At 69.2% G+C, this 26993-nt stretch carries 21 protein-coding genes and 1 tRNA gene; 13 read left to right on the top strand and 9 right to left on the bottom strand.

Features of this window, described 5'->3' with window-relative positions:
- The first annotated feature begins 6 nt into the window (after positions 1-6).
- The 6 genes from G3M57_RS19385 (at position 7) to G3M57_RS19360 (ending at position 13749) form a co-directional block, all read left to right on the top strand.
- Complete coding sequence (locus tag G3M57_RS19385) at positions 7-2964, top strand: TonB-dependent receptor (RefSeq protein ID WP_163232436.1); 2958 nt, start codon at positions 7-9, stop codon at positions 2962-2964.
- 52 nt (positions 2965-3016) lie between these two features.
- Positions 3017-4129, top strand: a complete 1113-nt coding sequence (locus G3M57_RS19380) for a pectinesterase family protein (RefSeq protein ID WP_163232435.1) — start codon at positions 3017-3019, stop codon at positions 4127-4129.
- Between the two features lie 2 nt (positions 4130-4131).
- Positions 4132-4857, top strand: a complete 726-nt coding sequence (locus G3M57_RS19375; protein ID WP_230983683.1) for a LamG domain-containing protein — start codon at positions 4132-4134, stop codon at positions 4855-4857.
- Between the two features lie 116 nt (positions 4858-4973).
- On the top strand, positions 4974-8204 hold the full coding sequence (locus G3M57_RS19370) for a glycosyl hydrolase (protein WP_163232433.1): 3231 nt from the start codon (positions 4974-4976) through the stop codon (positions 8202-8204).
- 113 nt (positions 8205-8317) lie between these two features.
- Positions 8318-11239, top strand: a complete 2922-nt coding sequence (locus tag G3M57_RS19365; RefSeq protein WP_163232431.1) for a TonB-dependent receptor — start codon at positions 8318-8320, stop codon at positions 11237-11239.
- A 113-nt stretch (positions 11240-11352) separates the two neighbouring features.
- Positions 11353-13749, top strand: coding sequence for a glycoside hydrolase family 31 protein (locus G3M57_RS19360; RefSeq protein WP_163232429.1), 2397 nt, complete (start codon positions 11353-11355; stop codon positions 13747-13749).
- Positions 13750-13759: 10 nt separating this feature from the next.
- On the opposite strand, the gene G3M57_RS19355 is transcribed toward G3M57_RS19360, so the two are convergent.
- From G3M57_RS19355 to G3M57_RS19340, 4 genes are all read right to left on the bottom strand, one after another.
- Complete coding sequence (locus G3M57_RS19355) at positions 13760-15538, bottom strand: M1 family metallopeptidase (protein ID WP_163232427.1); 1779 nt, start codon at positions 15536-15538, stop codon at positions 13760-13762.
- A 112-nt stretch (positions 15539-15650) separates the two neighbouring features.
- On the bottom strand, positions 15651-16211 hold the full coding sequence (locus G3M57_RS19350) for a demethoxyubiquinone hydroxylase family protein (RefSeq protein WP_163232425.1): 561 nt from the start codon (positions 16209-16211) through the stop codon (positions 15651-15653).
- A 1-nt stretch (position 16212) separates the two neighbouring features.
- A complete protein-coding gene (locus G3M57_RS19345) occupies positions 16213-16770 on the bottom strand; it encodes a disulfide bond formation protein B (protein ID WP_163232422.1) in 558 nt (185 codons plus the stop codon).
- Positions 16767-17372, bottom strand: a complete 606-nt coding sequence (locus tag G3M57_RS19340; RefSeq protein ID WP_163232421.1) for a YqaA family protein — start codon at positions 17370-17372, stop codon at positions 16767-16769. Before G3M57_RS19340 ends, G3M57_RS19345 begins: the two co-directional genes overlap by 4 nt.
- Before the next feature lie 160 nt (positions 17373-17532).
- On the opposite strand from G3M57_RS19340, the gene G3M57_RS19335 reads away from it, so the two are divergent.
- Positions 17533-17784, top strand: a complete 252-nt coding sequence (locus G3M57_RS19335) for a DUF3297 family protein (RefSeq protein ID WP_056752306.1) — start codon at positions 17533-17535, stop codon at positions 17782-17784.
- A gap of 5 nt (positions 17785-17789) precedes the next feature.
- A complete protein-coding gene (locus tag G3M57_RS19330; protein WP_163232419.1) occupies positions 17790-18212 on the top strand; it encodes a hypothetical protein in 423 nt (140 codons plus the stop codon).
- A 119-nt stretch (positions 18213-18331) separates the two neighbouring features.
- Here G3M57_RS19330 and G3M57_RS19320 read toward each other — a convergent pair whose 3' ends face one another.
- Positions 18332-18514: a DUF3606 domain-containing protein gene (locus G3M57_RS19320; RefSeq protein ID WP_018112967.1), complete on the bottom strand. Its 183-nt coding sequence runs from the start codon at positions 18512-18514 to the stop codon at positions 18332-18334.
- A gap of 105 nt (positions 18515-18619) precedes the next feature.
- Between G3M57_RS19320 and G3M57_RS19315 the strand changes: the two genes are divergently transcribed.
- Together G3M57_RS19315 and G3M57_RS19310 are read left to right on the top strand one after the other, a co-directional pair.
- A complete protein-coding gene (locus G3M57_RS19315; protein WP_056752504.1) occupies positions 18620-18856 on the top strand; it encodes a hypothetical protein in 237 nt (78 codons plus the stop codon).
- A 346-nt stretch (positions 18857-19202) separates the two neighbouring features.
- On the top strand, positions 19203-19727 hold the full coding sequence (locus G3M57_RS19310; RefSeq protein WP_056752300.1) for a MarR family winged helix-turn-helix transcriptional regulator: 525 nt from the start codon (positions 19203-19205) through the stop codon (positions 19725-19727).
- Here the strand turns inward: G3M57_RS19310 and G3M57_RS19305 are convergent.
- Positions 19682-20710, bottom strand: coding sequence for a P1 family peptidase (locus G3M57_RS19305; protein WP_163232418.1), 1029 nt, complete (start codon positions 20708-20710; stop codon positions 19682-19684). The two genes, G3M57_RS19310 and G3M57_RS19305, sit on opposite strands and share 46 nt — an antisense overlap.
- A gap of 147 nt (positions 20711-20857) precedes the next feature.
- On the opposite strand from G3M57_RS19305, the gene G3M57_RS19300 reads away from it, so the two are divergent.
- Positions 20858-20942 (top strand) — tRNA-Leu (locus G3M57_RS19300).
- Positions 20943-20954: 12 nt separating this feature from the next.
- On the opposite strand, the gene G3M57_RS19295 is transcribed toward G3M57_RS19300, so the two are convergent.
- Positions 20955-21152, bottom strand: coding sequence for a hypothetical protein (locus G3M57_RS19295; RefSeq protein WP_163232416.1), 198 nt, complete (start codon positions 21150-21152; stop codon positions 20955-20957).
- Positions 21153-21696: 544 nt separating this feature from the next.
- On the opposite strand from G3M57_RS19295, the gene G3M57_RS19290 reads away from it, so the two are divergent.
- Positions 21697-22926 carry a glycoside hydrolase family 27 protein gene (locus G3M57_RS19290; RefSeq protein WP_163232415.1) on the top strand — a complete coding sequence of 410 codons (1230 nt, stop codon included), beginning with the start codon at positions 21697-21699 and terminating at the stop codon, positions 22924-22926.
- A gap of 118 nt (positions 22927-23044) precedes the next feature.
- Here the strand turns inward: G3M57_RS19290 and G3M57_RS19285 are convergent, their stop codons facing one another.
- Together G3M57_RS19285 and G3M57_RS19280 are read right to left on the bottom strand one after the other, a co-directional pair.
- The gene (locus tag G3M57_RS19285) at positions 23045-23998 is read right to left on the bottom strand and encodes a DUF4861 family protein (protein WP_163232413.1); all 954 of its coding nucleotides are present in this window, start codon (positions 23996-23998) and stop codon (positions 23045-23047) included.
- A gap of 29 nt (positions 23999-24027) precedes the next feature.
- Entirely contained in the window at positions 24028-24786 is a 759-nt protein-coding gene (locus G3M57_RS19280) for a FadR/GntR family transcriptional regulator (RefSeq protein ID WP_163232411.1), read from the bottom strand.
- Between the two features lie 197 nt (positions 24787-24983).
- Here G3M57_RS19280 and G3M57_RS19275 point away from each other — a divergent pair, with 197 nt between their 5' ends.
- A complete protein-coding gene (locus tag G3M57_RS19275; RefSeq protein ID WP_373287638.1) occupies positions 24984-26987 on the top strand; it encodes a transglycosylase domain-containing protein in 2004 nt (667 codons plus the stop codon).
- Positions 26988-26993: the final 6 nt, after the last annotated feature.

Below are 26993 nucleotides of genomic sequence, written 5' to 3'. Positions count from 1 at the left end.
ACGACCATGCGGAAATCATCCGGCTCCTTTCGCGCGCGCCTGTTCTGCGGCGGCGCCAGCCTTGGCCTGCTGCTGGCGATCGGCGGGACGGCCCACGCCCAGGCCCAGACCCCGCCACCTCCCGCGGAGGACAGCACCGTCGAGGCCGTCGTCGTCACCGGCTTTCGCAACAGCCTGGCCCAGGCGCTGAACGTCAAGCGCACCTCGGCGGCGGCGGTCGACGCCATCTACGCCGAGGACATGGCCAAGTTCCCCGACCTGAACCTGTCCGAATCCATCCAGCGCATCCCGGGCGTGGCGATCTCGCGCGACGCCGGCGAGGGGCGGCAGATCTCGGTGCGCGGCCTGGGCGCCCAGTTCACCCGGGTGCGGATCAACGGCATGGAGGCGCTGAGCACCTCCGGCGGCACCGACGCCTCGGGCGGCACCAACCGCGGCCGTTCGTTCGACTTCAACGTCTTCGCCTCGGACCTGTTCAACCGCATCACGGTGCAGAAGACCGCCTCGGCCGAGACCGAGGAAGGCTCGCTGGGCGCAACGGTGGACCTGCGCACGGCGCGGCCGTTCGACAAGCGGGGCTTCAACTTCGCGATCTCGGGCAAGGAGGGCTACAACGACCTGGCCGACAAATATAATCCGCGCGCCGCGGCCCTGATCTCCAACACCTGGCGCGACGACACCCTCGGGGCGCTGTTCTCGATCGCCTATTCCAAGCGCGAGCTGCTGGACGAGGGCACGAGCACCGTGCGCTGGCAGACCGGCACGGCCGCGGCCCCCGGCTTTCGTAGCGTGAGGGGCGTGACCTGCGCGACCAACGCCGCCGCCTGCGCCGAGGCCAACGCCGCCGTCCATCCCCGCATCCCACGCTTCGACTGGTACAAGAACAAGCAGGAGCGCCTGGGTGCGACCGGCTCGCTGCAATGGGCCCCCAGCGACAAGACGCTGTTCACGTTCGACATGCTGTACGCCGACTTCAAGGGCCAGCGTAACGAGGACTTCCTGGAGACCTTCACGCCCCAGACCGCCGGCGCCTGCACGGCCAGTTCGCCGGCCTCGTGCGGCATCAATCAGGTCGACGTGGTGGACTACACCATCGCCACGCCGCGCACCGGTTTTCCGGTGATGACCAAGGGCACGTTCAACAACATCGACCTGAAGACCGAGCAGCGCCACGACGAGCTGGAGACGGAGTTCAAGCAGTTCACCCTCGACGGGGAACACCAGCTGACCGACCGGTTCAAGATCCACGGCGTGCTGGGCTATTCCAAGTCGGAGTTCAAGAACCCGGTCCAGAACACCGTCCAGTGGGACCAGTACAACGTCCAAGGCTACAGCTACGACTACAGCCGCGGCGACGATTACCCGACCATCACCTACGGCACGGGCGACACCGCCAACGCCGACGCCTGGACCCTGGCGGAGATCCGCATGGTCCAGGGCTTCGTCGACAACAGCTACAAGACCGCCCAGCTGGACGGCGCCTATGACTGGAACGACAATCTGAAGATCAAGGGCGGTCTGGCCTACAAGGCCTACGAGACCGACAGCGTCGCCCTGGCCCGCTCGAACGGCACCACGGCCAACGTCAATCCGGTGACCCTGGCGGCGCTGCGCAACATCCCGCGCTCCTCCTACGCCCAGACCATCGACTTCTCGAGCCTGAGCCTGCCGGCCGGCAATGTCAGCTCATGGATCACGCCCGACCTGAACGCGGCCGTTACCGCGCTGCACATGAACGATCCCAGCTACAACAGCGCCGTCACCACGACCCCGGGCACGGTGTGGCGCAGCCCGTTCGCCACCACCTGCTTCACCACCGGCTGCGGCATGTACAATCTGGGCGTCGAGCCCAGCCTGGGCAGCAACTACACCGTCAACGAATGGGATACGACGGGCTACCTGCAGGGCGACTTCAACTTCAGCGCCTGGGGTGTCCCGGTGCGCGGCGATCTCGGTTTCCGCTACGTGCAGACCCGCCAGAAGTCGCTGGGCTACGGCGTCGTGCCGTCCACGGTCAGCGGCGTGAACTACCAGACCATCTCGGCCTCGACCGCCACGCGCAGCTACAACGACTTCCTGCCGGCCCTGAACCTGGTGATCGAGCCGACCGAAGACGTCCTGATCCGCTTCGGCGCGGCCAAGGTCATGTCGCGGCCGAACCTCGGCTCGCTGACCCCGGGGGTCAACATCAGCACGGGCAGCACCAAGACCGTCAGTTCGGGCAACCCCTTCCTGGATCCGTATCGCGCCAAGACCTACGACCTGGCGTTCGAATGGTACTTCCAGCCCCAGGCCCTGCTGTCGGCGGCGTTCTTCTACAAGGACATCTCGACCTTCGTGCAGAGCTACACCTCGGCCCTGTCGACGTTCGACAAGAATCCGTTCGGCCTGCCCGACAGCGCCGCGGTCGCCGCCTGCGGCACGACGCCGGGCTGCTCGCCCGACCTGCCGGTCTGGCAGTTCAGCACCTCGATCAACACCCCCGGCGGTCCGCTCAAGGGGATCGAGCTGAACTACCAGCAGCCCTTCACCTTCCTGCCGGCGCCGTTCGACAAGTTCGGCTTCCTGGGCAACATCACCCGGGTCACCTCGGAGGTCACCTACCTGACCTCGACCGGCGCGGTGGCGGCCAAGGGCCAGCTGACCAACCTGTCGAAGACCTCGTACAACGCCACGCTCTATTACGAGGACTCCAAGTTCAGCAGCCGGGTCTCGGCGGCCTATCGCAGCAAGTACCTGACGCAGATCCCCGGTCGGAATGGCTCGGACGTCGAGGGCACCAAGGCGACGATGAACATCGACGCCTCGGCCACCTACAACTGGACCAAGAACCTGGCTTTCACCTTCGAGGCGGTGAACCTGACCAACGAGATCCAGGACCAGTACTATGACTCCAGTCAGCTGGTGTCGTTCTACCATGAGACCGGCCGCGAGTTCTTCGTCGGCTTCCGCTACACGTTCTGATGACGGCCGGGACGCGGCCTTGGCCGCGCCCCGGCGTCCCTGGGGATCGCCGATGTCGATGCTTCATGATCGCCGGACCGTGCTGTTCGCCGGCGGGGCCCTGGCCGCCCTGGCCGTCGGGCCGGCTCGCGCCGCGTCCCGACCGGCGTTCGACGCGGTGCTCGACCGCGAGGGCCGGGATCGAGGCGGCGCCAAGGGTTTCCCCACCCTGGCCGCCGCACTGGACGCCGCGCCCGCCGATGGCGCCCGGCCGTTCCGCATCCTGGTCCCGGCCGGAACCTGGCGCGAGCAGGTTGCGGTCACCCGCCCCAACGTCCACCTGATCGGCGAGGGACGGACGGCCAGCGTCATCGTGTTCAACGAATACGCCGCCGGCCGAAACCGCCCCGGCGGTCCGGCCGAAATCGCCACCGTCACGGTCACCGCGCCCGGCTTCCGGGCCGAGCGGCTGACGATCGCCAACGACTTCGACTATCCGGGTCACATGCCGGCCGAGGTCGACTACGACCGCACCGGCGCCAGCGGCGCCCAGGCCACGGCCCTGAAGCTGGGCAAGGGCTCGGACAAGGCCTATTTCGAGGACGTGGCTCTGACCGGCTGGCAGGACACCCTGTTCACCGACGCCGGCCGCAGCCTGTTCCGGCGCTGCTATGTCAGCGGCTGCGTCGACTTCATCTATGGCGCCGGCCGGGCGGTGTTCGACCGTTGCGAGATCCGCGCGCGCACCCGGCCGGGCAAGGATTTCCATGGCTTCATCGCCGCGCCCGACACCGATCGTCATCAGCGGTTCGGCCTGGTATTCCTGGACTGCCGCCTGACCCGCGACGCCGACATGCCCGATCACACCATGGCCCTGGGCCGGCCCTGGCGTCACACCATGGCCTTCCCGGACGGCCGCTACGGCAATCCCGACGCGGTCGGGCAGGCGGCCTTCGTCCGCTGCTGGATGGACGACCACATCGTGCCCGAGGGCTGGTATCCGATGCACTACAATCTGAAAGGCGGTCGCCGCGCCATGCTGGAGCCGGAGGACGCGCGTTTGTTCGAATACGCCAGCCATGGACCGGGCGCGGGCAGGTCATCCAGGCGTCGTCGCCAGCTGACGACGGCGCAGGCGCGGGCCTATACGGTCCCCACGGTGCTTGACGGCTGGACGGGGTTCTGAAGATGGCCAATAGCGCAATGATCCGCCGCGACCTTCTGCTTGGCGCCGCCGCCAGTCTGGCCGCCGGGCCCGCCCTCGCCGCCGCCAAGTCCGCCGCCGCCAAGCCTGCCGCCGTCGTCTGGACCTTCGACTGCCTGGACCGCATCGGCGGCGAAGCGACCCGTGTCGAGGGCGCGCCGACCGTGATCGACACGCCGCTGGGCAAGGCGGTGCTGTTCGACGGCGTCGACGACGCCCTGTTCATCGACCGCCATCCCCTGGCGGGCGCCGCCACCTTCACCTTCGAGGCCTTCATCCGGCCCGACGGCGGCGTGTTCGCCCAGCGGTGGTTCCATCTGGCTTCCGACGAGCCGATCCCCGCGCCCGCCACGCCGTCCAACACCCGGATGCTGTTCGAGCTGCGCGTGGTCGGGGACCAGTGGTACCTCGACGCCTTCGTCAACGGGCCGGGCTACAAGCAGACCCTGGTCGCTCCCGACAAGCTGTTTCCGGTCGGCCGCTGGCGCCACGTGGCCCAGACCTATGACGGCGAGACCTACCGCGCCTATGTCGACGGCCAGCTGCAGGGCGAGGCGAAGATCGCCTTCACCCCGCAAGGCCCCGGGCGGGCCTCTGTCGGCGTGCGGATGAACCGGGTCGACTACTTCAAGGGCGCGATCCGCCAGGCCCGCTTCACGCCCGCCGCGCTCAAGCCGGAGATGTTCCTGAAGCTGCCGGCGGGGATCTAGGGCGGCGCTCGCGACAAGCGCCGCGCGAAGGTGATCTGATATAATCATCATACCAGCTTTCGCTTTCAGCGCCCGCGGCTATGGTGGCGCCTCAGGCGAAATGACAGGGACAACGCATGGCGGGGCGTGGGATCAGTTTCGGCCTGGCGACGATGCTGGCGAGCGCCTGTCTCGCTCCCTCGACCGCCCAAGCCGAAGACGCGCTCCGCGCCGGTTTCGAGACGCCGCCCGCCGCCACGCGGCCCCAGGTCTTCTGGCAATGGATCAACGGCAACGTCACCCAGGAAGGCATCCGTCTCGATCTGGACTGGATGAAGCGCGCCGGGATCGGCGGGCCGATCCTGTTCGACATCGGCTTCGGCTCGCCGCCGATCCCGCAATATGTCGAGCATCGGGTCGGCTATGGCTCGCCCGAATGGAAGGCGATGGTCCGCTACACCGCCGCGCGGTCCCGGGCGCTGGGTCTCGACTTCGGCCTGGCGGCCGGCGGCGGCTGGAGCGAGACCGGCGGTCCCTGGGTGACGCCGCAGCAGGCCATGAAGAAGCTGGTCTGGAGCGAGACGACGCTGTCGGGCCGGGGGCCGCACCGCCTGCCCCCGCCGCCCGGGGCCAGCGGACCGTTCCAGGACCTGCCGATCAACGCCCGCTTCGCCGAGCCGCGGCTCTATCGCGACGTCAAGGTCGTGGCCTGGCGACTGACGCCGGACGAGGCGGCGGCCGTCGGGCCGGCGGCGGCGTCCAGCGCCGGCGTGGTCGACGCCGCCCGCCTGTCGGACGGCGCCTATGCCGCGCCGGCCCTGGCGCCTCTGGCGGCGCAGGGCTGGCTGACGCTGCGTTTCGCCAAGCCCGTGACGCTGCGGGCGGTGACGGTCGGGGTCGAGGGCGCCATGCCGAAGGGCGTGGTCGAGGTCAGCGACGACGGCGTGGCGTTTCGTCCGCTGGCCGTGCTGCCGGGCGAGGCGCGCCAGGGCCTGCCGGTCCGCACCTTCGCCTTCCCCGCCGCGACGGGCCGCGTTGTCCGCCTGCGCCTGGAGGCCGACAAGCCGGTTGTCGTCACCGAGTTCGCCCCGCACGCCGACCCCCGCGTCAATCGCTTCGAGGACAAGGCCGGCTGGGGCGTGCTGGACGACTACGAGGCCGTCGTCACGCCGGCCGGAGGGCAGGGGATCCCGGCGGAAGGCGTGCTGGACCTGACCGACCGCCTTCGCGCCGACGGAACGCTGGACTGGTCGCCGCCGCCAGGCCGCTGGCGCGTGCTGCGCCTGGGCTGGTCCCTGACCGGCCGCCGCGACACGCCCGCCTCGGCCGAGAGCCTGGGCCTGGAGGTCGACAAGCTGAACGCCGACCATGTGCGGGCCCATATGCACGGCCTGCTGGACCCGCTGAAGGCCGAACTCGGTGAGCTGTACGGCCCCAAGGCTGGAGGGGGCGGGTTGGGCTTCGTGATCACCGACAGCTGGGAGGCGGGTCAGGCCAACTGGACCGAGGCCATGCCGGCCGAGTTCGCCAGGCGGCGCGGCTACGACCTGACGCCGTGGCTGCCGGCCCTGACGGGGCGGGTGGTGGACGACGCGGCCCGCACCGAGCGCTTCCTCTGGGACTACCGCCGCACCCTGGCCGACCTGCTGACCGAGCACCATTTCGAAGAGATCGCCAGGGTTCTGCACGGCGAGGGCCTGACCTACGCCGCCGAGGCCCCGGGCGTCGACCTGCCGACCACCGCGGACGGCCTGCAGGCCAAGGGCCGGGCCGACTTGCCGATGGGCGAGTTCTGGGTCTACGCCCAGGACAAGCCGCCACCGGCCGCGCACCTGGCCGACATCCGCGAGGCCGCCTCGGCCGCCCACGTCTACGGCAAGCCCCTGGTCGGCGCCGAGGCCCTGACCACCATGGGCGAGGAGCCCTGGCGGACCGGTCCCTGGCAGGCCAAGCCCATCGTCGACCGCTACTTGGCCGAGGGCGTCAACCACTTCGTGCTGCACACCTCGGCCCACCAGCCGTTCCTGGACCGCAGGCCGGGCATGACCCTGCGCCAGTACGGCCAGCACCTGTCGCGCAACGAGACCTGGGCCGAGGGCGAGATGCGAGCCTGGACCGACTACCTGTCCCGCAGCGCCTGGATGCTGCGCCAGGGTCGCCCGGGCGCCGACATCGCCTATTTCTACGGCGAGGGCGCGGCGGCCGGCCTGCCGCTGCTGGAGGGCGGAAAGGCGAGCCTGCCGCCGGGCTACGACTTCGACTATCTGGATGCGGAGAGCCTGATCCAGCGACTGTCGGTGGCGGGCGGGCGGCTGATCCTGCCGTCCGGCGTCAGCTATCGCGCCCTGGTTCTTCCGCGGCGTATCGATCGGCTGAGCCTGCCGGTGCTGCGCAAGCTGGACGCCTTGGCGGCGGCCGGCGCCCTGGTGATCGGCGAGCGGCCGGTGGGCTCGCCCAGCCTGTCGGGCGGGACGGCCGCCGACGCCGAGTGGCGCGGGCTGGCCGACCGGCTGTGGGGCGGGGGACGGGTGCGCTCGGGCGAGGTCGGTCAGATCCTGGCAGGGGCCGGGATCGCGCCGGCGGTGCGGTCGCCCAGCGACAGCCTGGTCTGGACGCGCCGGGTTCTCGACGACGGCGAACTGTTCTTCGTCGCCAACACCTCCGGCAAGAGGGTCGAGGCCGACCTCGACTTCCGCGTCGCCGGCAAGGCCCCGGAGATCTGGCGGGCCGACACCGGCGCGGCGGCCCCGGCCGGCTATGCGATCGAGGGTTCGCGCACACGTGTCCCTCTGGCCCTGGGCCCCAGCGACGCCGTGTTCGTGGTCTTCCGCCAGCCGGCGAAGACCGCTAGCCGTCCCGCGCCCGTCCGGACCACCACCACCCTCGCGCGGATCGATGGACCTTGGACCGTCCGGTTCGCGCCCGGCCTCGACGCGCCCGCGTCCATCACCCTGGACGCCCTGGGCTCCTGGACCGAGCAGCCGGACCCCGGCGTCCGCTACTTTTCCGGCGCGGCCACCTACGAGAAGACCCTGACCGTTCCCAGGGCCTGGCTCGGTTCCGGCGCGCGCCTGTCGCTGGACCTGGGCGAGGTGCGCGAGTTCGCCACCGTCACCCTGAACGGCAAGGTCCTGCCCGTGCTATGGAAGCCGCCGTTCGCCGTCGACGTCACCGATCAGATCAAGCCAGGCGAGAACAGGCTGGAGGTCAGGGTCGTGAACTTCTGGGCCAATCGGATGATCGGCGACCTGCAGCCCGGGGCTCGGAAATACACCTTCGCGCCCATCCAGCCGTTCGAGCCGTCGTCGCCCCTGTCGCCATCCGGATTGCTGGGACCGGTGACGCTGCAACGCCAGGAAACCCGATAACCGGTTTCTGTCACGCCTTGCCAAGACTCTGAACTGGTATACTGATCACTCCAGTTGCTCGCAGAAGCGCGCCTTAGAACGCGCGGCGCCGACCGCCAGGAGAGGGGAAACGAATGATCGATAAGGTTCACGCGCGCCTGATCGGCGGCGTTTCCAGTCTGGCGCTGGTCCTGGCCCTGGGCGACGTCGCCCAGGCCGGCGAGGCCGTGACCACCGTCAGCGGCCAGCCCGCCCCGGCCGCCGAGGCCCCGCTGGTCCAGGCCCAGGACGTCCCTGCCGACGCCGTGACCGAGGTCGTCGTCACCGGCTTTCGCAATAGCCTGCAGCGGGCGCTGGAGCTGAAGCGCAGCAACACCGGCGTGGTCGACTCGATCCTCGCCGAGGACATCGCCAAGTTCCCCGACAACAACCTGGCCGAGTCGATCCAGCGCATTCCCGGCGTCGCGATCAGCCGCGATCAGGGCGAGGGACGGGCGCTGTCGGTGCGAGGCCTGGGACCCGACTTCACCCGCGTGCGGATCAACGGCATGGAGGCCCAGGCCTCCACCGACGGCTATGGCGGCGCCAACCGCGGCCGGGGCTTCGACTTCAACGTCTTCGCCTCCGAACTCTTCAACCGCATCGACGTGCGCAAGACGCCGTCGGCCGACGTGGAGGAGGGGTCGCTGGGCGCGACGGTCGACCTGACCACCGGCCATCCGTTCGACTACAAGGGCTTCAAGCTCGCCGCCTCGGCCCAGGCCGGCTACAACGACCAGACCGAGAAGACCCGCCCGCGCCTGGCCCTGCTGGTCAGCAACACCTTCGCCGACGACAGGCTGGGGGCGCTGTTCTCGATCGCCTATTCGAAGACGGCGGTGAACTTCCAGCAGTCCAGCTCGGGCCTGTGGAACCAGGGTACGGGCGATGGGGGCTGGTGCCGGCCGACCACCGGCACGGGCGGGCTCTGCGACGTGCCGGCCGCCGAGTTCGCCCACGCCACCGAGATCTACAACCTGGCCAGCGCGCCCACGACCTACTATCCGCGCTTCATGCGCTACGTGCAGGGCCTGGGAAAGACCGAGCGCCTGGGCCTGACGGGCTCGCTGCAATGGGCGCCGGACGAGGACACCAAGGTCACGCTGGACGGACTGTTCTCGCGCTACAAGGTCAACCGCGACGACTGGCCCCTGGAGGCCATCGGCTTCAGCCGCGGCGCTTCGCAGGGCGGCAAGCCCGAGATGCTGGTCCGAGACATGATCCTGGATGCCGACAACACCCTGCAATACGGCCTGTTCGACAATGTCGACATGCGCTCGGAACATAACCGCGACGTGTTCTCGACCGACTTCGGCCAATGGACCCTGAACGGCGAGCACAAGTTCGGCGACAAGTTCAGCCTCGACGGCGTGGTCGGCTATTCCTATTCCGACTTCGACAATTTCAATGACATTTCCACCCAGATCGACCGCTTCAACGTCGACGGCTATTCGATCGACATCCGGCCCAAAGGCCAGTACCTGCCGGCCATCAGCTACGGCTTCGACGTCACCAATCCGGCCCTGTGGTACTTCGGCCCGACCGTGACCCAGCCGGGCGGCACGGGCCCCACTGGTCCGGAGATCCGTCTGCGCCCCAACTACACCGACAACAGCTACAAGACCGTCCAGCTGAACGGAAAGTACGCCCTCAGCGACGGCTTCTCGATCCGCGCCGGCGCCAACTGGAAACAGTACGACTTCAACGCCCAGTCCTACCGCTACGCCCTGGGCGAGGCCAATTTCCCGGCCATTCCGTCGGGCTACACGATCCAGAGCCTGACCGAGCAGTTCTGCGGCCTGGGCAACATGAAGGTCCCCAGCCCGACCCCGACCTGCTGGACGACGCCGAACATCGACGCCTTCGCCGCCGCCTATGACATCTACGGCAATACCGGCCGGACCGCCCTGTCACAGAGCGTGGCCAGCGTGCGCGGCGAGAACCGCTCGGTGCGGGAGGAGGACAGGACCGGCTACCTGATGGCCAATTTCGACCAGGGCCTCGGAACCTGGCGGGTGCGCGGCGACCTTGGCGTGCGCTATGTCGAGACCAGGCAGACCTCGACCTTCTACACCAACGTGCCGACCACGGTGAACCCGGCGGGCTTCGTGCAGACCACCGTCGAGCGCGCCTATGACGACACCCTGCCGTCGATGAACCTGGTGGCCGAGCCGAACGACAAGCTGTTGATCCGTTTCTCGGCCGCCAAGGTCATGGCCCGTCCGGCCCTGGGCAACCTGGCGGCGGCGACCACCGTGTCAGTGGCCGGCGGCTCGCGCAGCGTTTCGACCGGCAACGCCAACCTCGACCCGTATCGCGCCAAGACCGCCGACTTCTCGGTCGAATGGTATCCCAAGCCCGGCGTGATCCTGTCGGCGGGCCTGTTCTACAAGAAGATCAGCACCTATGTGCAGACCATCACCACCGCGGCGCCCTATTCCTCGACCGGCCTGCCGGTGTCGCTGCTGGACGGCACGGGCGTCAACGCCAACGACGACTTCAGCATCACCAACGTCGTCAACACCCCTGGCGGTCCGCTGAAGGGGCTGGAGCTGAACTACCAGCAGCCGCTGGACTTCCTGCCCAAGGCGCTGCGGGGCTTCGGCCTCCTGGCCAATTACACCTATGTCGACTCCGACATCGACTACTTCGCCAGCACGGCGGCCGGGGCCCAGACGATCAGCGCGCCGCTGCTGAACCTGTCGAAGAACGCCTACAACGCCACGCTCTACTACGAGCGCGGCAAGGCGCAGGCCCGCATCTCGGTGAACTATCGCGACAAGTACCTGACCGCCGTGCCCGGCCGCTACAACCAGGATGTCCAAGGCAACCTGTCGACCACGTTCCTGGACGGCTCGGCCTCGTACAAGGTGAGCGACCAGCTGTCGTTCAGCATCGACGCCCTGAACCTGACCAACGAGAAGGACATCTCGTACGTCGACTCCAAGACCCAACGTTTCGAGAACTATCGGATCGGCGGCCGCCAGTTCTATCTGGGCGTTCGCTACACCTACTGATCCGATCGGCTGACGGTGATTGCGCCTCCTCCCGCATGATCCGTTATTGCGGCGCCGGTCCTTGTCCGACCGGCGCCGCTCTTGTCTCCAGGAGGCGAGAGCGGAGACCGGCGTTGCTGCATCGCATGGCGTGTCGACTGTCATTGGGCCTGGCGCTCTGCCTGCCCGCCGCTGCCTGGGCCGCGACCGTGTCGGTCACCCAGGAGAACGGCGCCGTGGTCGTGCGCAACGGCGTGGACGTGATGCGGGTGACCGTCTGCGACAAGGACATGGTGCGCGTGGTCGCCAGTCCGGACGGCGCGGCGGCGGGATCATCGCCGAGCCAGCCCTGGTTCGCCAAGGCCTGTACGCCCCAGGCCTTCGTTCTGCGCGACGCCGCGGCGGCCGGTACGGGCAGCAACACCGCGGCGGGCGCCGGCGGGGCCGGTGCGTCGGTCGCCGCCAAGGTCCTCGACACCGGCGCGTTCCGCGTGTCGATCTCACTGGCCGATGGGACCCTGACCTTCCTGGACGCAAGCGCGGGGCAGGGCGACCGCATATTGCTGCAGGAGATGGGCGAGCGGCCTCGGGTCTACGACCCCGTGAAACTGTCGGACGGCCAGAACGCCTTCAAGGTGACCGAGCGCTTCCACCCCGTGCTGCGCCAAGGGATCTACGGCCTGGGCCAGCATCAGGGCGGCCAGTTCAACTACCAGGGCGGCGTCGTGCGGCTGGCCCAGGCCAATACCGACATCGCCCATCCGCTGATGGTCTCGACGGAGGGCTATGGCCTGCTGTGGAACACGGCGGCGGCCTCGACGATGGACAATCGCTTTCCCACCGAGATGACTCTCCAGGCCGACGCGGCCCAGGCGATCGACTACCTGTTCATCCACGGCCCGGAGTTCGACGACATCGTCGGGGCCTATCGCCGGCTGACCGGCCAGGCGCCGCTGTTCCCGCGCTGGGCCTATGGCCTGTTCCAGTCGATGGACCACTATGACAGCGCCCAGGACCTGCTGGACGTCACGGCCAGGCACCGCGCGGCCGACGCGCCGGTCGACGTGGTGGTGCAGGACTGGAAGTGGTGGAGCCGCATGGGCGACCCGCCGTTCCGCCCCGAGGCCTATCCGGACGTGCCCGGCCTGCTGGCGGCCTTGCGCCAGCGCCATGTCCACACCCTGCTCAGCCTGTGGCCGCTGCTGAGCAAGTCGTCCGACCTGTACGCCGACATGAAGGCGCGCGGCTGGCTGATCCCCGGCACGGCGCTCTACGACCCCACCAACCGCGAGGCGGCCGATCTCTACTGGTCGCACCTGGGCGGCAAGTTGCTGGACCAGGGCTGGGATTCGTTCTGGCTGGACGGCTCCGAGCCGGAACTGCACCTGCCGACCATGGCCGAGACCGATCGCACCCTGGCGGGCCGCCGGCTGGCGATCGGCCCGGGCGAGCTCTACAACAACATCTTCCCCCTGGCCCACGTCGGCGGGGTTCATGACCACTGGCGGGCCCAGCGCGACGACAAACGGGTGTTCATCCTGTCGCGCTCGTCCTTCGCCGGCGTCCAGCGCTACGGCGCGGCCTCGTGGTCGGGCGACATCCTCAACAGCTTCCCGGTGTTCGAACGCCAGATGGCCGGCGGGCTGAACTTCGCCCTGTCGGGCATGCCGTACTGGACCACCGACATCGGCGGCTATTACCAGGGCGTGCTCGACAACCCGCCGCGCGGTCCCGACACCCGCGACCCGGCGTTCCAGGAGCTGTATGTCCGCTGGTATCAGTTTGGGGTGTTCAACCCGCTGCTCCGCACCCATGGCAAGCGGGCCAACAACCAGAACGACCTGTTCGCCTATGGTTCGATGCAGCCGATCCTGCTGGACTACGACCGGCTGCGCTATCGGCTGCTGCCTTACCTCTACGCCCTGGCCTGGGCCGTGACCGACCGTTCGGGCACCATCATGCGGCCGCTGGTCATGGACTGGCGCACCGACGAGCGGGTGTGGAACATCGGCGACCAGTTCCTGTTCGGCCCGGCCCTGATGGTCGCCCCGGTGACCAAGGCCGGCCAGACCTCGCGCCAGGTGTTCCTGCCCAGGACGGCGGGCTGGTACGACTTCTGGACCGGCAAGCCGGTGGGCGCCAACCGCTGGATCGAAGCCCCGGCTCCGATCGACCGCATCCCGCTGTTCGCCCGGGCCGGGGCGATCCTGCCGCTGGGCGAGGCCGTCCAATACGCCGACCAGGCGCCGCAGGGACCGGTCGAGCTGAGGGTCTATGCCGGCGCCGACGGGACCTTCACCCTCTATGACGACGCCGGCGACGGCCATGCCTATGAACGCGGCGAGCGGGCGACCATCGGCCTGACCTGGAACGACGCCGCGCGCCGGCTGGACGTGGGCGCGCGGGCCGGAACATTCCCAGGCCTGGCCCGGGAACGGACCTTCAAGGTCGTGCTGGTCGACGGCCGGCGGACGCGGTCGAAGCTGGTCCGCTACGACGGGACGGCCACGGCCGTGTCGTTCGGGCGGTAGCGTCCAGCGCCTACTTCTTCTTGGCCGGCTTGGCGGTTTCCGCCTTTTTGGCCGCCTCGTCCGCGGCCTTCTTCCAGGCGGCGTACTCTTCCAGATAGGGCTGGCGGCGCAGGATCTTGGAGGCCGGGTCGACGATCACCGGCACGGCGTCGCCCACCTTGATGCGGCCGGTGTTGTCGCTCATCGGAGCGGTGACGATCTTGTCGCCGACCTTGACCTCGACCGGCATCGGGAAGGCCTTGCCCGAGGGCGTCTTCCAGCTCAGCACCAGGTCGTCGCCGTCGCGGGCGGTGCGCAGTTCCGGCAGCTTGGCCTGGTAGAAATAGGCGTCGAAGAACCACTGGTAGTCCTTCCCCGTCACGTCGTTGACGATCGCGATGAAGTCCTTGGTCGTGGCGTAGCGCGGCGAGAAATTGCCCGGCTTGGGGTCGGGGCGACCATAGACCAGGATGCGCACGGCCTTGAAGAACGCCGCGTCGCCGATCGTGGCGCGCAGGGTGTGCATGACGTTGGAGCCCTTGGCGTAGATGTCGTTCGCCGGGCCGCTTTCGGCCTTGTAGACTTGGTCCTCGGTCATCACCTTGTCGGAGACGATCGGGAACTGGTTCTTGCTGCCCACCCGCTGGGCGTTCAGGCGGGTCATGTATTCCATGTCGCCGTGCAGCCACTGCGAGAACAGCGGCTGCATGTAGCTGCCCAGGCCCTCGTGGATCCACATGTCGTCCCAGTCGACATTGGTCACCTGGTTGCCGAACCATTCGTGCGACAGTTCGTGCTGGAACAGCCAGTCGTAGCCGTAGACGTCCTTCTTATATTCGTTGCCGTAGGCGTTCATGGTCTGGTGTTCCATGCCCAGGTGCGGCGTCTCGACGACGCCCAGCTTTTCCGAGCGGAACGGGTAGGGGCCGATCATCTGCTCGAAGAAGTCCAGCGTGGTCGGGAACTCGGCGAACAGGGCCCTGGCCTTGGCCGGATCGTCGCTCTTCAGGTACCAGTACTCGATCGGAAAGCTGTCGCCGAACCGGCTCTTGTAGGTGTCCTGCAGCTTCACATAGGGGCCGACATTGACGGCGATGGCGTAGGTGTCGGGCTGCTTCTGGCGCCAGTGGAAGGTGCGCCAGCCGTCCTTTTCCGTGACGTCCACCAGCACGCCGCCGGCCGGCGCCGACAGCGGCGCCGGCACGGTGATGTAGAAGTCGACCAGCAGCGGCTCGCCGGTCGGGAAATCGATGCACGGCCAGAACAGGTCGCAGCCGTCGCCCTGCACGGCGCTGGCGATCCAGGGCTCGCCGGTCGGGGCGGTCTTCCAGACGAAGCCGCCGTCCCACGGCGCCTTCTCGGCCTCGTGCGGCTGGCCGGCGTAGCGGATCTGGACCACGGTCTTGGCCCCGGCGGCGATCGGGGCGGCCGGGGTGATGGTCAGCCGGCCTTCGGGATTGGTCCAGGCGGAGGCGGGCAGGGCCTTGCCGTCGACGATCAGGGCGCTGACCGCGAAGTTCTTGTCGAAGTCCAGGACGATGCGGGGCAGGGCGCTCTTGGCCGCCAGGGTCAGGGTGGCGTCGCCTTCGATCGCCTTGCGCTCGGGAAGGACCTTCAGCTTCAGGTCGACGTGCTCGATGGTCACCGCCGCTTCCTCGGCCGGCATCTGGCCGCCGGTCCCCAGGGTCAGGGCCGTGGTCGGCGCCGGCTTGGCGGGCTTGGCGGGCGGCGCGGCCTGGGCGACGCCGGCGAGGGCCAGCAGCGAGACGGCGCACAGGGCCGCGGCCCGGCGGTGAAACTGGGTAGGCAAAGCAAAACTCCCCTCGCGACGCGATCTTTCGGCGACATGGGTAAGCGCGGCCACGCACGTCGCCAAGCGGGAAGTTTCGGGGCGCTTTTTCCGGCGTTGCAGCGAACGCCGGTCAGATCTTTTCGCTGATCTTGATCGCCGCGCGGCAGCCGGCCCGGATCACCGCCGACAGCAAGGGATAGGCAGGAGCCTCCAGGGCGCCTTCGCCGATGGCGATGTCCTTGTGGTGCAGCTCGTCGTCGCGGAACTGGCTGAGCTCGGCCGCCAGGGCGGGGTCGCGCGCCTCCAGCTCGGCGATCTGGCCGGCATAGTGCTGCTCGATCACCGTCTCCACCGCCTCGGTGCAGGCATGGGCGGCCTTGTGGCCCAGCAGGGCCGTGCCGGCGCCCAGGGCGAAGGCGGCGGCGCGCCAGACGGGCGACATCAGGGTGGGGCGCACCTGGCGCTCGCCCAGCAGTTCGTTGAAGCGGCTCAGATGGACCTGCTCATGGCCTTCCATCTCGCCCAGTTGGTCGGCGATCCGCTGGCGTCCCGGGGCGTTGCGCATCACCGCCTGCTGACCGCGATAGATGTGCACGGCCGCCAGCTCGCCGGCCTGGTCGACCCGCAGGATCTCGGCCAGCCGCGCCTTCTGGGCGCCTTGACCGGGACGGGGAGGGACGGGCTGGCTCATCTCAGGCCGCCTTACGGACGCCGGCGAAGAACGAGGCGATCGCCAGGCCCAGCGAGATAACGGCGTTCCAGCCGGCCATCGACAGGCCCAGGAAGATCCAGACGGCCTTGTCGCAGGACGGGGCGGCGATCTTGACGCCCTTCAGCATGGCCACCAGGTCGTCGGCCGAGGCCGCGCCGCCGGCCGCGCAGGCGGCCGGACCGGGCCACCACTTCCACTCGGCGCCGGCGTGGTAGGCGGCCACGCCCGCGCCGTACAGGAAGCCCAGGCCGATCAGCAGGATCAGCGGCCGGCGCACCTTGTCGGCCCAGGCGGTGCGGGTCAGCACCACCGTGACCAGGGCGACCGCGCCGGTCACCCAGTAGACTTCGCGCTGCTTCAGGCACAGCAGGCACGGCGCCAGCTTGCCGAAGGTCTCGAAGGCATGGGCCACGCCCAGCATGACGGCGCAGGCGATGAAGGCCAGCAGCGGCCAGTGGTCGGCGGCCCAGGCGATCGCCGGGCGGTTGGGCGCCAGGGCGCCCGCCGCGCCGGCCTGGCCGGTGTGTTCGATCGTCATCCCGCGCACGCTCCGCCGCCGCTTCCCCCCAAGAAGTGGCTCGCCGTGAGGCCGATGACAAGCAGGGCGATCAGAAGGCCCGCGAACAGGGCCAGGCGCTTCTCGATCACCGGCATCATGGCCGGGCCGAACTTCTTGACCACGAAGGCCACCAGGAAGAAGCGGGCGGCGCGGGTGACGACGCAGGCGGCGATGAAGATCGGGAAGCTGAACTGCAACAGGCCGGAGGTGATGGTCACCAGCTTGAACGGGATGGGGGTGAAGCCCTTGGCGATGATCACCCAAGAGCCCCAATGGCGATACCAGCACTCGGCGTCGGCCAGGGCGTTGGGCTTGCCCAGCACGGTCAGCAGTTTCTGCGCCGCGTCGTGGAAGAAGAAGCCAATGCCGTAGCCGAGAATCCCGCCCAGCACCGAGGCCAGGGTGCAGAGCGCGGCGTAGCGCCAGGCCTTGTCCGGCTTGGCCAGCACCATGGGCGCCAGCATGACGTCGGGCGGCACCGGGAAGAACGAACTCTCGGCGAACGAGATCGCGAACAGGCTGACGGGGGCATGGCGGGAGGCGGCCAGGCTCATGACCCAGTCGTAGAGGCGACGCAGCATGCGGACTCCGAAATGAGGACGGCCGTAGCTAGCAGGCGGCCATGACGTTGTCGCGGCGCTTGATGCGATCGCGCGCAATCCTATTGGAATTGCCGGCCCGGGTGGCTATCACGCCCGTTCGATGGCTCGCGCCGTCCCAAATTCTTCGAAAGACCCTCCCATGAGCGATACGCCCCCCGACCGCCTGGCCTCCAACCCCTCCAGCCCGCATTACGACGCCGACATCCTCGAGCGCGGCGTGGGCATCGTGTTCAACGGCGTGGAGAAGACCAATGTCGACGAATACTGCGTCAGCGAGGGCTGGATCCGCGTCACCGCCGGCAAGGCCGTCGACCGCAAGGGCAATCCGATGACCATCAAGCTGCAGGGCGTCGTCGCGCCCTACTGGCGCAACGACAACGTCGAAGGCTGAGACCGATGGCCCCGCGCCGCCTGATCGACCTGCCCGGCTTCGCCGACCTGGAGACCCGGGCGCTGATGAAGCCGTCGTTCGCCGATCCGGAGGCGCGGGCCCAGTTTCCGGAGATCGACCAGCTGGCCCGCGACACCTTCGGCCTGACCGCCGACGAGGCCGCCGCCATCCCCGATCCGCCGGGCTGGGACGGCGTCGACGTGAAGTCGATGCGCGAACAGGCCGACGCGTTCGAGCTGGAGGGCTGGGACGTGATGGACGACAAGCGACGCCCGCTGCGGATCCTGGGCCACTTCAGCCATCCGCTGTGGCTGGCCCTGCGCGGCGTGGCCGGCCATCTGCCGTTCGAGCCCGAGCCGGAGGACTTCGATCCGTCGACCTCGTCCCTGGCGGCCGAGGCGGCGAAGTTCCGGCGCGACAAGCGGTAGGGTCCTTGCGTCCTTCGAGGCCCGCTGCGCGGGCGCCTCAGGATGAGGAAATCAGAGCCAACCCACGTTCCTCATCCTGAGGTGCGAGCCCAAGGCGAGCCTCGAAGGACGCACGGCGCTCAGCGCTTCTTGCCGAGCTCCGCGCCGATGTCCTTGATCGAATTGCCGACCTTGCGGTGGGCGGCGACCAGCTGGTCCTTGGTCACGCCCCAGCGCTTCATCCAGTATTCGACCTGATGGCGTTCGCGGGGATCCAGGCGATCCTCGTCGCGGAAGTCCCGCTTGCCCTTGGGAGCACCCATCGTCGCCTCCTTCGTCCTCTTGCGGGCCTAACGCGCGCGGCGGACGTTGTCGAGGCGGCGACTGACCTTGGAAAGACCCCGATGAGCGATCCCGACCTCGAAGCCATGGCCCAGGACGAGCTGGCGCGCGCCATGACCCTGACCTGGCGCGACCTGAACAAGGTGATTCCCTGGGGCGACACCTTCGAGGGCATCTCGCCGGCCGGGCGCAATGTCGAGGTCGAGCGCAACTACCTTTGGTCCGACCAGCCCGGCGGCGACATCCTGTGCGAGGTGGCCGTCTATGGCGGTCCCAGCCGCTACGACCAGGGCGCCCGGGCCCGCGGCGTCATTTCCCGCTGACCGACATAACCCCGGTCGCGAGAAAGGCCGAAGGTTCTTGACGCTCGGCGCAATTCTCGCCAAGCCCGCATGGGTGTTGCGGAATTTTCCGATTTCTGGAGCCCGGGCGATTGTCTCATCGAACTTCGACGCCGCCGGGCGGCGCTGACCAGGACCGGGCCTTGCCGCCGGCGCCCCTTCGCTGGGCGTCCGGGAGGCTGGATGCACAACCACCAGGCGAAATGTCCGCTTTCCTTCCCCCAGGCTTGGCCATGATTGAGCGGAGCAGACGCACCGCGCCAGATCGGGCCTTGTCGACGCGAGCGACCGCCAGAGTCGCGGGCGTAAGGAGGACGAAAGGAAGGCCATGGCCGCGACGGTCTCACTCATGACTCAGATTCCCCCCGAAGGCGCCCCCGAGCACGTCTCGCTGGCCGACTATCTGCCCTACCAGCTGGTCGTCGCCGCTAATGCGGTGACGCGGCTGGTCTCCCGCGCCTACGAGGACCGGTTCGGCCTCAGCATCCCGCAATGGCGGCTGATGTCGGTGCTGGCCGAGGGGCCGCTGACCCAGCAGGCCGCCGTCGTGCGCACCGCCATGGACAAGGTGCGCGTCAGCCGCGCCGCCCAGGACCTGGTCGAGCGCCGCCTGGCCGTGCGCCTGAGCAACCGGGTCGACCGGCGCTCGCACAGCCTGGAACTGACCGCGGCCGGTCGCCGCCTGTTCGCCGAGATCGTGCCCCTGGCCCGCGCCTACGAGGCCGCCCTGCTGGCCGGCTTGGCGCCCAGCGAAGTGGCGACGCTCAAGCGGCTGCTGGGCCAGCTGGAGTCCGCCGCCGGCACGCTCTACGGGGCCGACACCGCGCCGCCGCCGCCCGAACGGGCCGAATAGACCCCGCGCGCGATCGCCCGGGCCAGGGTGTCGGCCGCGGCCGAGCCCAGCCGGGCGATCGTCACCGACCGCGCCGACCCCTCGCCGATCTCCACCGCGCCTGACGACAGGGCGAAGACGACGTCGCCGTCGAACGGGGTGTGGGCCGGCCGAATGGCGCGGGCCAGCCCGTCCTGGGCCATCATCGCCAGCCGCGTGGCCTCGGCGGTGGTCAGGGCCGCGGTGGTGGCCACCACGGCCAGGGTGGTGTTGGCGCCGGCGGTGAACCGGCCCAGCGCGGCCAGCTTGCTGTCGTCCGGTACGGGATCGATCGCGCGGGCCGAGGGATCGGGACGCACGCCGCCGAACTCGCCGTCGATCTCGAACGGCCAGGCCCAGAACGCCTCGCCGTCGGCCATGTACACCGATCCCACCGGATTGACGGCCGCCAGCGCCCCGACCACCAGGCCCTCGCCCAGGTCCAGCGAGGCCGAGCCGACGCCGCCCTTGTGCAGGCCGGCCATGGCCCCGCGCCCGGCCCCGACCAAGCCCAGGGGGAAGACCTCGCCCGCGGCGGCGACGGCGGCCAGGCCCAGGGCGCGGTAGGGCGGCTCCAGGCCCCAGGCCTTGTCGCCGCCGTTGCCCATGTCATGCAGCACCGCGCCCGGCACGATCGGGATGGCCGGCGAGCCCGCCGCCAGCCGCAGGCCGTGCCCCGCCGCGGACAAGGCCGCCACCACGCCGTCCGCCGCGCCCAGGCCGAACACCGAGCCGCCGGACAGGGCGATCGCATGGGCCCGGCTAAAGGTGTTCTCGGGGCGCAGCACGTCGCTCTCGCGGATCCCCGGCCCGCCGCCCCGCACGTCCACCGCGCCCACCCAGCCCCGCGGGCAGAGGAGGGCGGTCACGCCGCTGCGCGCCGCCTCGTCGACGGCGTGGCCCACCGTCAGGCCGGGCACGTCGGTGATCAGGTTGCGGGGGCCGGGACGGGGAGGATGGGGCAAGGCTTCAGGTCTCCTGCGCAGGCGCGGAGCATCGGCCGGCCGCGCCCGGAAGGAAAGTCGTCGCGGCCCGGTGAAAGGGACGCTGGAACTTCCCGCGGGCCTTTGCTAGACAACCCCTCCTTCGCCGACCTTGCGTCGCCGCGAAGCGCGGGCGTGGTGAAACTGGTAGACGCGCCGGACTCAAAATCCGGTTCCGAAAGGAGTGTCGGTTCGACCCCGACCGCCCGCACCAACTGTCTTCCGATCAAGTCTCGGGCGGCCTCGCGGCTGGCGCGTCCTTGCGTCGGCGCCGCGACGGCAGCCGGGTGCTGACGGCGAGCGCCACTGTCGCCACGCCCAGCAGCGCCAAGGTCGCCCAGTCCACCGCCGTCGCCGCCGCGCCGAGCGGCGCCTTCAGCGACCGGCTGGCGCGTGACGGCGCTCCGCGAGGCGTTTCGGCCATGGCTGCTTCTTCCTGTTCGTGCTGCTGAGCGCGCACCGGCTTTTCCGGTTCCGCCGTGCCGGGTCGAAACCTCGGCAGGCGCGCGCCGTGCCTGAAGCGACCCCCGATTCCGGACGCAACGGGGGCGGTTGGCTGGAGCATTCATAGGACCAGCGGCTGGGGCCTCTGGGCGTGTCACCGGTGAAGCCCGGCGTAACCGGGGCTTCCAGTCGCCGTGTCAGCGCCGATTTGTCGGGTCAGAGATACTCGTAGTTATAAAGTATAGATGGCGCCAGGCGGTCTGAATTGAAATCATGTTACGAAATTTAATGGACCTAGATTTTGATTCCAAAATCTGAGACTGAGATTTTCACAGGGGATGGAGTCACGATTACGGCGCTTCGCGGAAATTCCAGGCTTGAATTTTGCCTGCCCGCTTGGAAGGCTATCGGCATCTCCTGGAAATTCGGGGATGGCGCTTTCTGAAGACAAAAGTCGTATTCAAGATCGCCCACCTCAATATGGCGCAACGCCGGGACGACAGGACCAGGCTTAGGGATTCGAGATGGACACCAAACGCATAGTGCAGCTCGTGATGGGGGTCGTCCTGGCCGCCGCGGCCTGCGGCAACAGCTGGGCTCAAAAGGCTGAAGGCCTGGCCAGCACCCCGCAAATGGGCTGGAACAGCTGGAACAAATTCGCCTGCAGCATCGACGAGCGCCTGATCCGCGAGACCGCCGACGCCATGGTCGCGACGGGCTTGAAGGACGCCGGCTACCAATACGTGAACATTGACGATTGCTGGCAGGGCAAGCGCGACGCCAACGGCGACATCCACCCCGACCCCACGCGCTTCCCATCCGGCATCAAGGCGCTGGCGGACTATGTGCACGGCAAGGGGCTCAAGCTGGGCATCTACTCGGACGCCGGCGCGACCACCTGCGGCGGCCGTCCCGGCAGCCGCGGCCACGAGTATCAGGATGCGCGGACCTATGCGAGCTGGGGCATCGACTACGTCAAGTACGACTGGTGCAACACCCCGGGCATGAGCCCCGAACCGGCCTACACCACGATGCGCGACGCGATCGCCGAGGCGGGCCGTCCGATGGTGTTCAGCATATGCGAATGGGGCATCGGCAAACCGTGGGAGTGGGGCGCCAAGGTTGGCCATTCGTGGCGCACCACGCCCGATATCTATAATTGCTTCGACTGCGAATTCAGCCCCGGTTTGTCGACGGGTCTGGGCGTGCTGCGCATCCTCGACAGGCAGGCGGGCCTGCGCCAGTTCGCGGGGCCCGGCCACTGGAACGACATGGACATGCTCGAAGTGGGCAACGGCATGAGCGAGGATGAAGATCGCGCCCACCTGTCGATCTGGGCCATGATGGCCTCGCCCCTCATCCTGGGCAACGACCTGCGTTCCATGTCGGAGTCGACCCGCCGCATCCTGACCAACCCCGGCGTGATCGCGGTGAGCCAGGACAAGCTGGGTGTGCAGGCGCTGCGCGTTATGGTCGACGGTCCGCTGGAGATCTACGCCAAGCCGCTCGATGGCGGCCAATGGGCGCTGATGTTCCTCAACCGCTCCAACCAGGCTCTCGACGTTCGCCATGACTGGAAGGCGGAAGTCCTGAGCGATGGTCTGAGCAACCGGTCGGCCGATTTCAAGCAGACCGTCTACAGCTGGTCCGACCTGTGGAGCAAGAAGACCGGCGACACCAGCACCAAGCTGGAAGCCCGGCTGGCGCCGCACAGCGTGCTGATGTTGCGCCTGACCGGCCCCGCGAAAACATAGGGGGCGCCCGGCGTCCCAGAGCGCGTTGGGCGAAAGAGTGAGCCGTTTCGCCCGACGCGCTCCAAATGCTTGAATCTAGAGCCAGGAGAAGAGCCGCCGGTGCGCGGAGGGTTGCGCCTCAGTGCGCCGGGTCGAAGTCGGCCTTCTCCGAGCGGACATAGGCTTCCCAGCCGGCCCGGTCGTGGAAGTCCAGGCCTTTGTCCCAGGCCGCGCCCATGTAGTAGACGAACGGCTTGCCGGGCTCGACCCTGACCAGGACCAGGTAGTTGTCGGCGTCCTGGCGCACCTCGACCAGGGCCTTGGGATCGACCATCAGGGCGATGGCCATGGTGCCCTTCACCGGGTCGGTCGGCTCCCAGTAGGAGACGCGGCCCGCGCCGAGATCCTTAGTGAACACCCCGCCCGCGCCGCCGTGGGCGGGCTTGCGCTTGCTGATGCCGATGCCGACGATCAGCGGGCCGGGCTTGTCGGAGCTGATCGTCGAGACCATCCGCGTGAAGTTGGTCCCCAGCGGCAGGGTGAAGGTGCGGGTCTCCCAGACCTTGCGGTCCACGTCGACCGGCCAGGGGGCGTAGTCGACCTTGAACTGGGCCACGTCGCCGCCGGTCTTGAGGATCTGGTAGGACTTCCAGTTGCGCGAGGTCCACAGCTTGTTGTCCTGCCACACCCCCAGGCCGCCGGCCCCGCGGAAGGTGTTGACGTCGTAGAAGTCCAGGCCCTCGCCGTGGAACGAATGCTGGTCGCCGGTGCGCAACTGGCGGTCCATGAACGGCCAGCGGACGTTCTTGCCCCAGGCGTCGATCCCCGAGGTCGAGGGCGGTTCGGCCGCCTCCAGGGCCGGGCCGTAGATGCGGTGGGCCGTGCGGTCGTTCTCCCAGAGGATGTCGCCGTAGCGGTAGTCGGCATAGACCACGACGGCGCGGGGCTTCTGGCCATCGGCGTCCGGCTTGGGCAGCGGCTTGACGACCGGCGGCAGGGTCGGCGCGGTCTGGGCCGAGGCCGGGATGGACGCGGCCAGGGTCGGCGCGAGCAGGGCGGCGGCCAGGGCGAGGCGAAGCAGGGGCTTGGGCATCGGGCGGACCTCGTGACGATGAAAAGGGGTCAGATCTGGGTGCGGCGGGCCAGTTCGCGGCGCTGTTCGGCCATCTTCTGGCGTGTCTGCTGGAGGGCGTCCAGCTCGGTCACCGCCAGCAGGTCGTCGACCACCTGGGCCAGGTGGGCGTGAAGCGCCTGGCGGGCGGCCCTGGGGTCGCGCCGGCGCAGGGCGGCGACGATCCGGCGGTGCGCGTCCGCGCGGTCGCCGCCGCCGTGGGCGCGAGCCCGCCGCAGCAGGGCCACGCAGGCCGGCGACTGCTGGCGCAGGGTCCAGAGGTCGGCGACCCCGGCCTCGATCGCGGCGTTGCCGGTGGCGCGGGCGATGGCCAGGTGGAAGTCCTGCTCCAGGCGCTCGGCCTCGTCGGCGGCGATGCTGCTGGCCATCTGGCCGACGACCTGCTCCAGCCGGGCCAGGTCGGCCTCGGTGATGGTGGCGGCGGACAGCGCGCAGGCCTCGCCCTCGAACAGCCGCCGCGCCTCGGTCAGCTCCAGGGCGCCGACCTCGGCCTCGGCCGAATCCTCGCCGGGCGGCGCGGCGGCGTTGACATAGACGCCCGAGCCCTGGCGCGCCTCGACCAGGCCCTGGAACTCCAGGGCGATCATGGCGTCGCGGATGGTCGGGCGGCTGACCCCGAAGTCGTCGGCCAGTTCGCGTTCCGATGGCAGCTTGTCGCCGGGGCCGTAGCGCCCGTCGCCGATGGCCGTGGCGATCGCCCGGGCGATCTGCTGGTAGAGCTTCTGGGGATCGGTGGCGCCGGTGGTCATGTCCGACATCCTAGCGGGGACGAAGGGCGAGGCGCCAGCGCCAGCGTCACCGTTGGCCGCTCCCGCACGGTCAGGCGCGACCGTGGCGATGACGGGGCTGGTCACTTTTTTGCGTGCGGGGCGTGCCGCGGGACGGATCGCCTGTGCTATTGCCGCGCTCATCCTGGCGACCCTTCGCCTGAATGAGTGCGACCCGAATGTCCGACGCCGCCGACCTCGACCCCGCCGACCCGACGCCGCCGCCCGCAAAGCCGCCGATCTGGAAGCGGCGGCCCTGGCTGATCGGCGGGACGGCGGTCGTCGTGCTGGCGGTGATCGTCTTCGTCGCCTCGCTGCTGTGGTCGCTGCCGCTGGGCCGGGCGCTGGAGCCCCTGGCCAATCCGACCCTGGTGATCGTGGCCGCCGACGGCTCGCCGATCGCCCGCCGGGGTTCGTACAAGGAGGCGCCGGTCGACGTGGCCAAGCTGCCCGCCTATGTGCCGGGCGCGTTCATCGCCATCGAGGACCGGCGATTCTACAAGCACATCGGCGTGGACCCCAAGGCGATCCTGCGGGCCGTGGGCGCCAACGCCAAGGCGGGCGGGGTGTCCGAGGGCGGCTCGACCATCACCCAGCAACTGGCCAAGAACGCCTTCCTGTCCAACAAGCGCACCTTCCGGCGCAAGATCCAGGAGGTGCTGATCGCCCTCTACCTGGACGCCCGGCTGTCCAAGGACGAGATCCTGTCGCGCTACCTGTCGTCGGTCTATTTCGGTGACGGCACGTTCGGCCTGGGCGCGGCGGCCCGGCACTATTTCGACAAGTCGCCCGAGCAATTGTCGGTGGGCGAGGCGGCGATGCTGGCGGGTCTGGTCAAGGCTCCGTCCCGCTGGGCCCCGACCGAGAACTTCGAGGGCGCCAAGACGCGGATGAAGACCGTGCTGGGCGCCATGGTCGACACCGGGGTGATCACCCAGGCCCAGGCCGACCGCGCGGTCCAGCAGGTCCATGTCCAGGCGGGCCGGCCCAAGCTGCCGGTCGGCTCCTACTTCGCCGACTGGGTGTTCCCCCAGGCCAAGGCGGTGTTCGAGAACACCTATGGCGAGACGGTGGTGCGCACCACCCTGGACCCCAAGCTGCAGGCCCAGGCCGAGAAGATCCTCGACCAGGCCATCGCCCGCGACGGCAAGGCGTTGAACGTCACCCAGGGGGCGATTGTGGCCATGCGCACCGACGGCCGGATCGTGGCCATGGTCGGCGGCCGCGACTACAAGCTCAGCCAGTTCAACCGCGCCGACGCCCAGCGCCCGCCGGGCTCGGCCTTCAAGCTGTTCGTCTATCTGGCGGCGATCCGCCAGGGCATGACCCCGACCAGCCCGATCCTCGACGCGCCGGTCGAGGTCAGCGGCTGGACGCCCAAGAACCACGAGGGCAAGTACGCCGGCCGTGAGGTGCCGCTGATCACCGCCTTCGCCGCCTCGTCCAACGTGGCCGCCGTGCGCCTGGCCCATGACATCGGCCGCGACGCGATCGTCCGCACCGCCCGCGACCTGGGCGTCACCGACCCGATCCCCAACGACCTGACCCTGGCCTTGGGCACCGGCCCGATGAGCCTGGTGCGGCTGACGGCCGCCTATGCGGCGATCGACGCCGGCGAGGCGCCGGTGATCCCGCATGGCCTGGCCGACTGGAAAAAGCCCGCCGGCGTCAAGTCGCTGAGCAAGGCCGAACTGGCCGGAATGCGCGATCTGTTGCGCTCGGCCACCCAGCGGGGCACCGGGATCGAGGCGGCGATCCCCGGCGCGTTCGGCAAGACCGGCACCAGCCAGGATTATCGCGACGCCCTGTTCGTCGGCTATGTCGGCGACTTGGTGATCGGCGTTTGGGTCGGCAACGACGACAACAGCGCCATGAACGGCGTGGTCGGCGGCGGCCTGCCGGCCAAGATCTGGAAGAGCGTGGCCACCTACGCCGTGAACCGCGACGCGCCCAGGGCCGCCGAGCCCGAGGGCGACGACGCCGTCTCGGCGGCCGAGGACCCGATGCTGCTAAACCCCGACGGCACGCCAGTCGAGGGCGCGGTTCCGGCGGACGGTGAGGTCCCACCGCCCGCCGACGGCGCGGCGCCCGCTTCCGACGCGCCGCCCGCCGCTCCGGCCGCTCCGGTCATCGCGGTCCCCGCCGCGCCGGCCGCGCCGGCGGCGGATCGACCGGCGGGCTAGAGCCGG

It is taken from the genome of Caulobacter rhizosphaerae (genome assembly GCF_010977555.1).
Lineage (GTDB): Bacteria > Pseudomonadota > Alphaproteobacteria > Caulobacterales > Caulobacteraceae > Caulobacter > Caulobacter rhizosphaerae.
The sequence above is the reverse complement of the archived record's forward strand: the minus strand, read 5'-3'. Positions and strand labels throughout refer to the sequence as shown.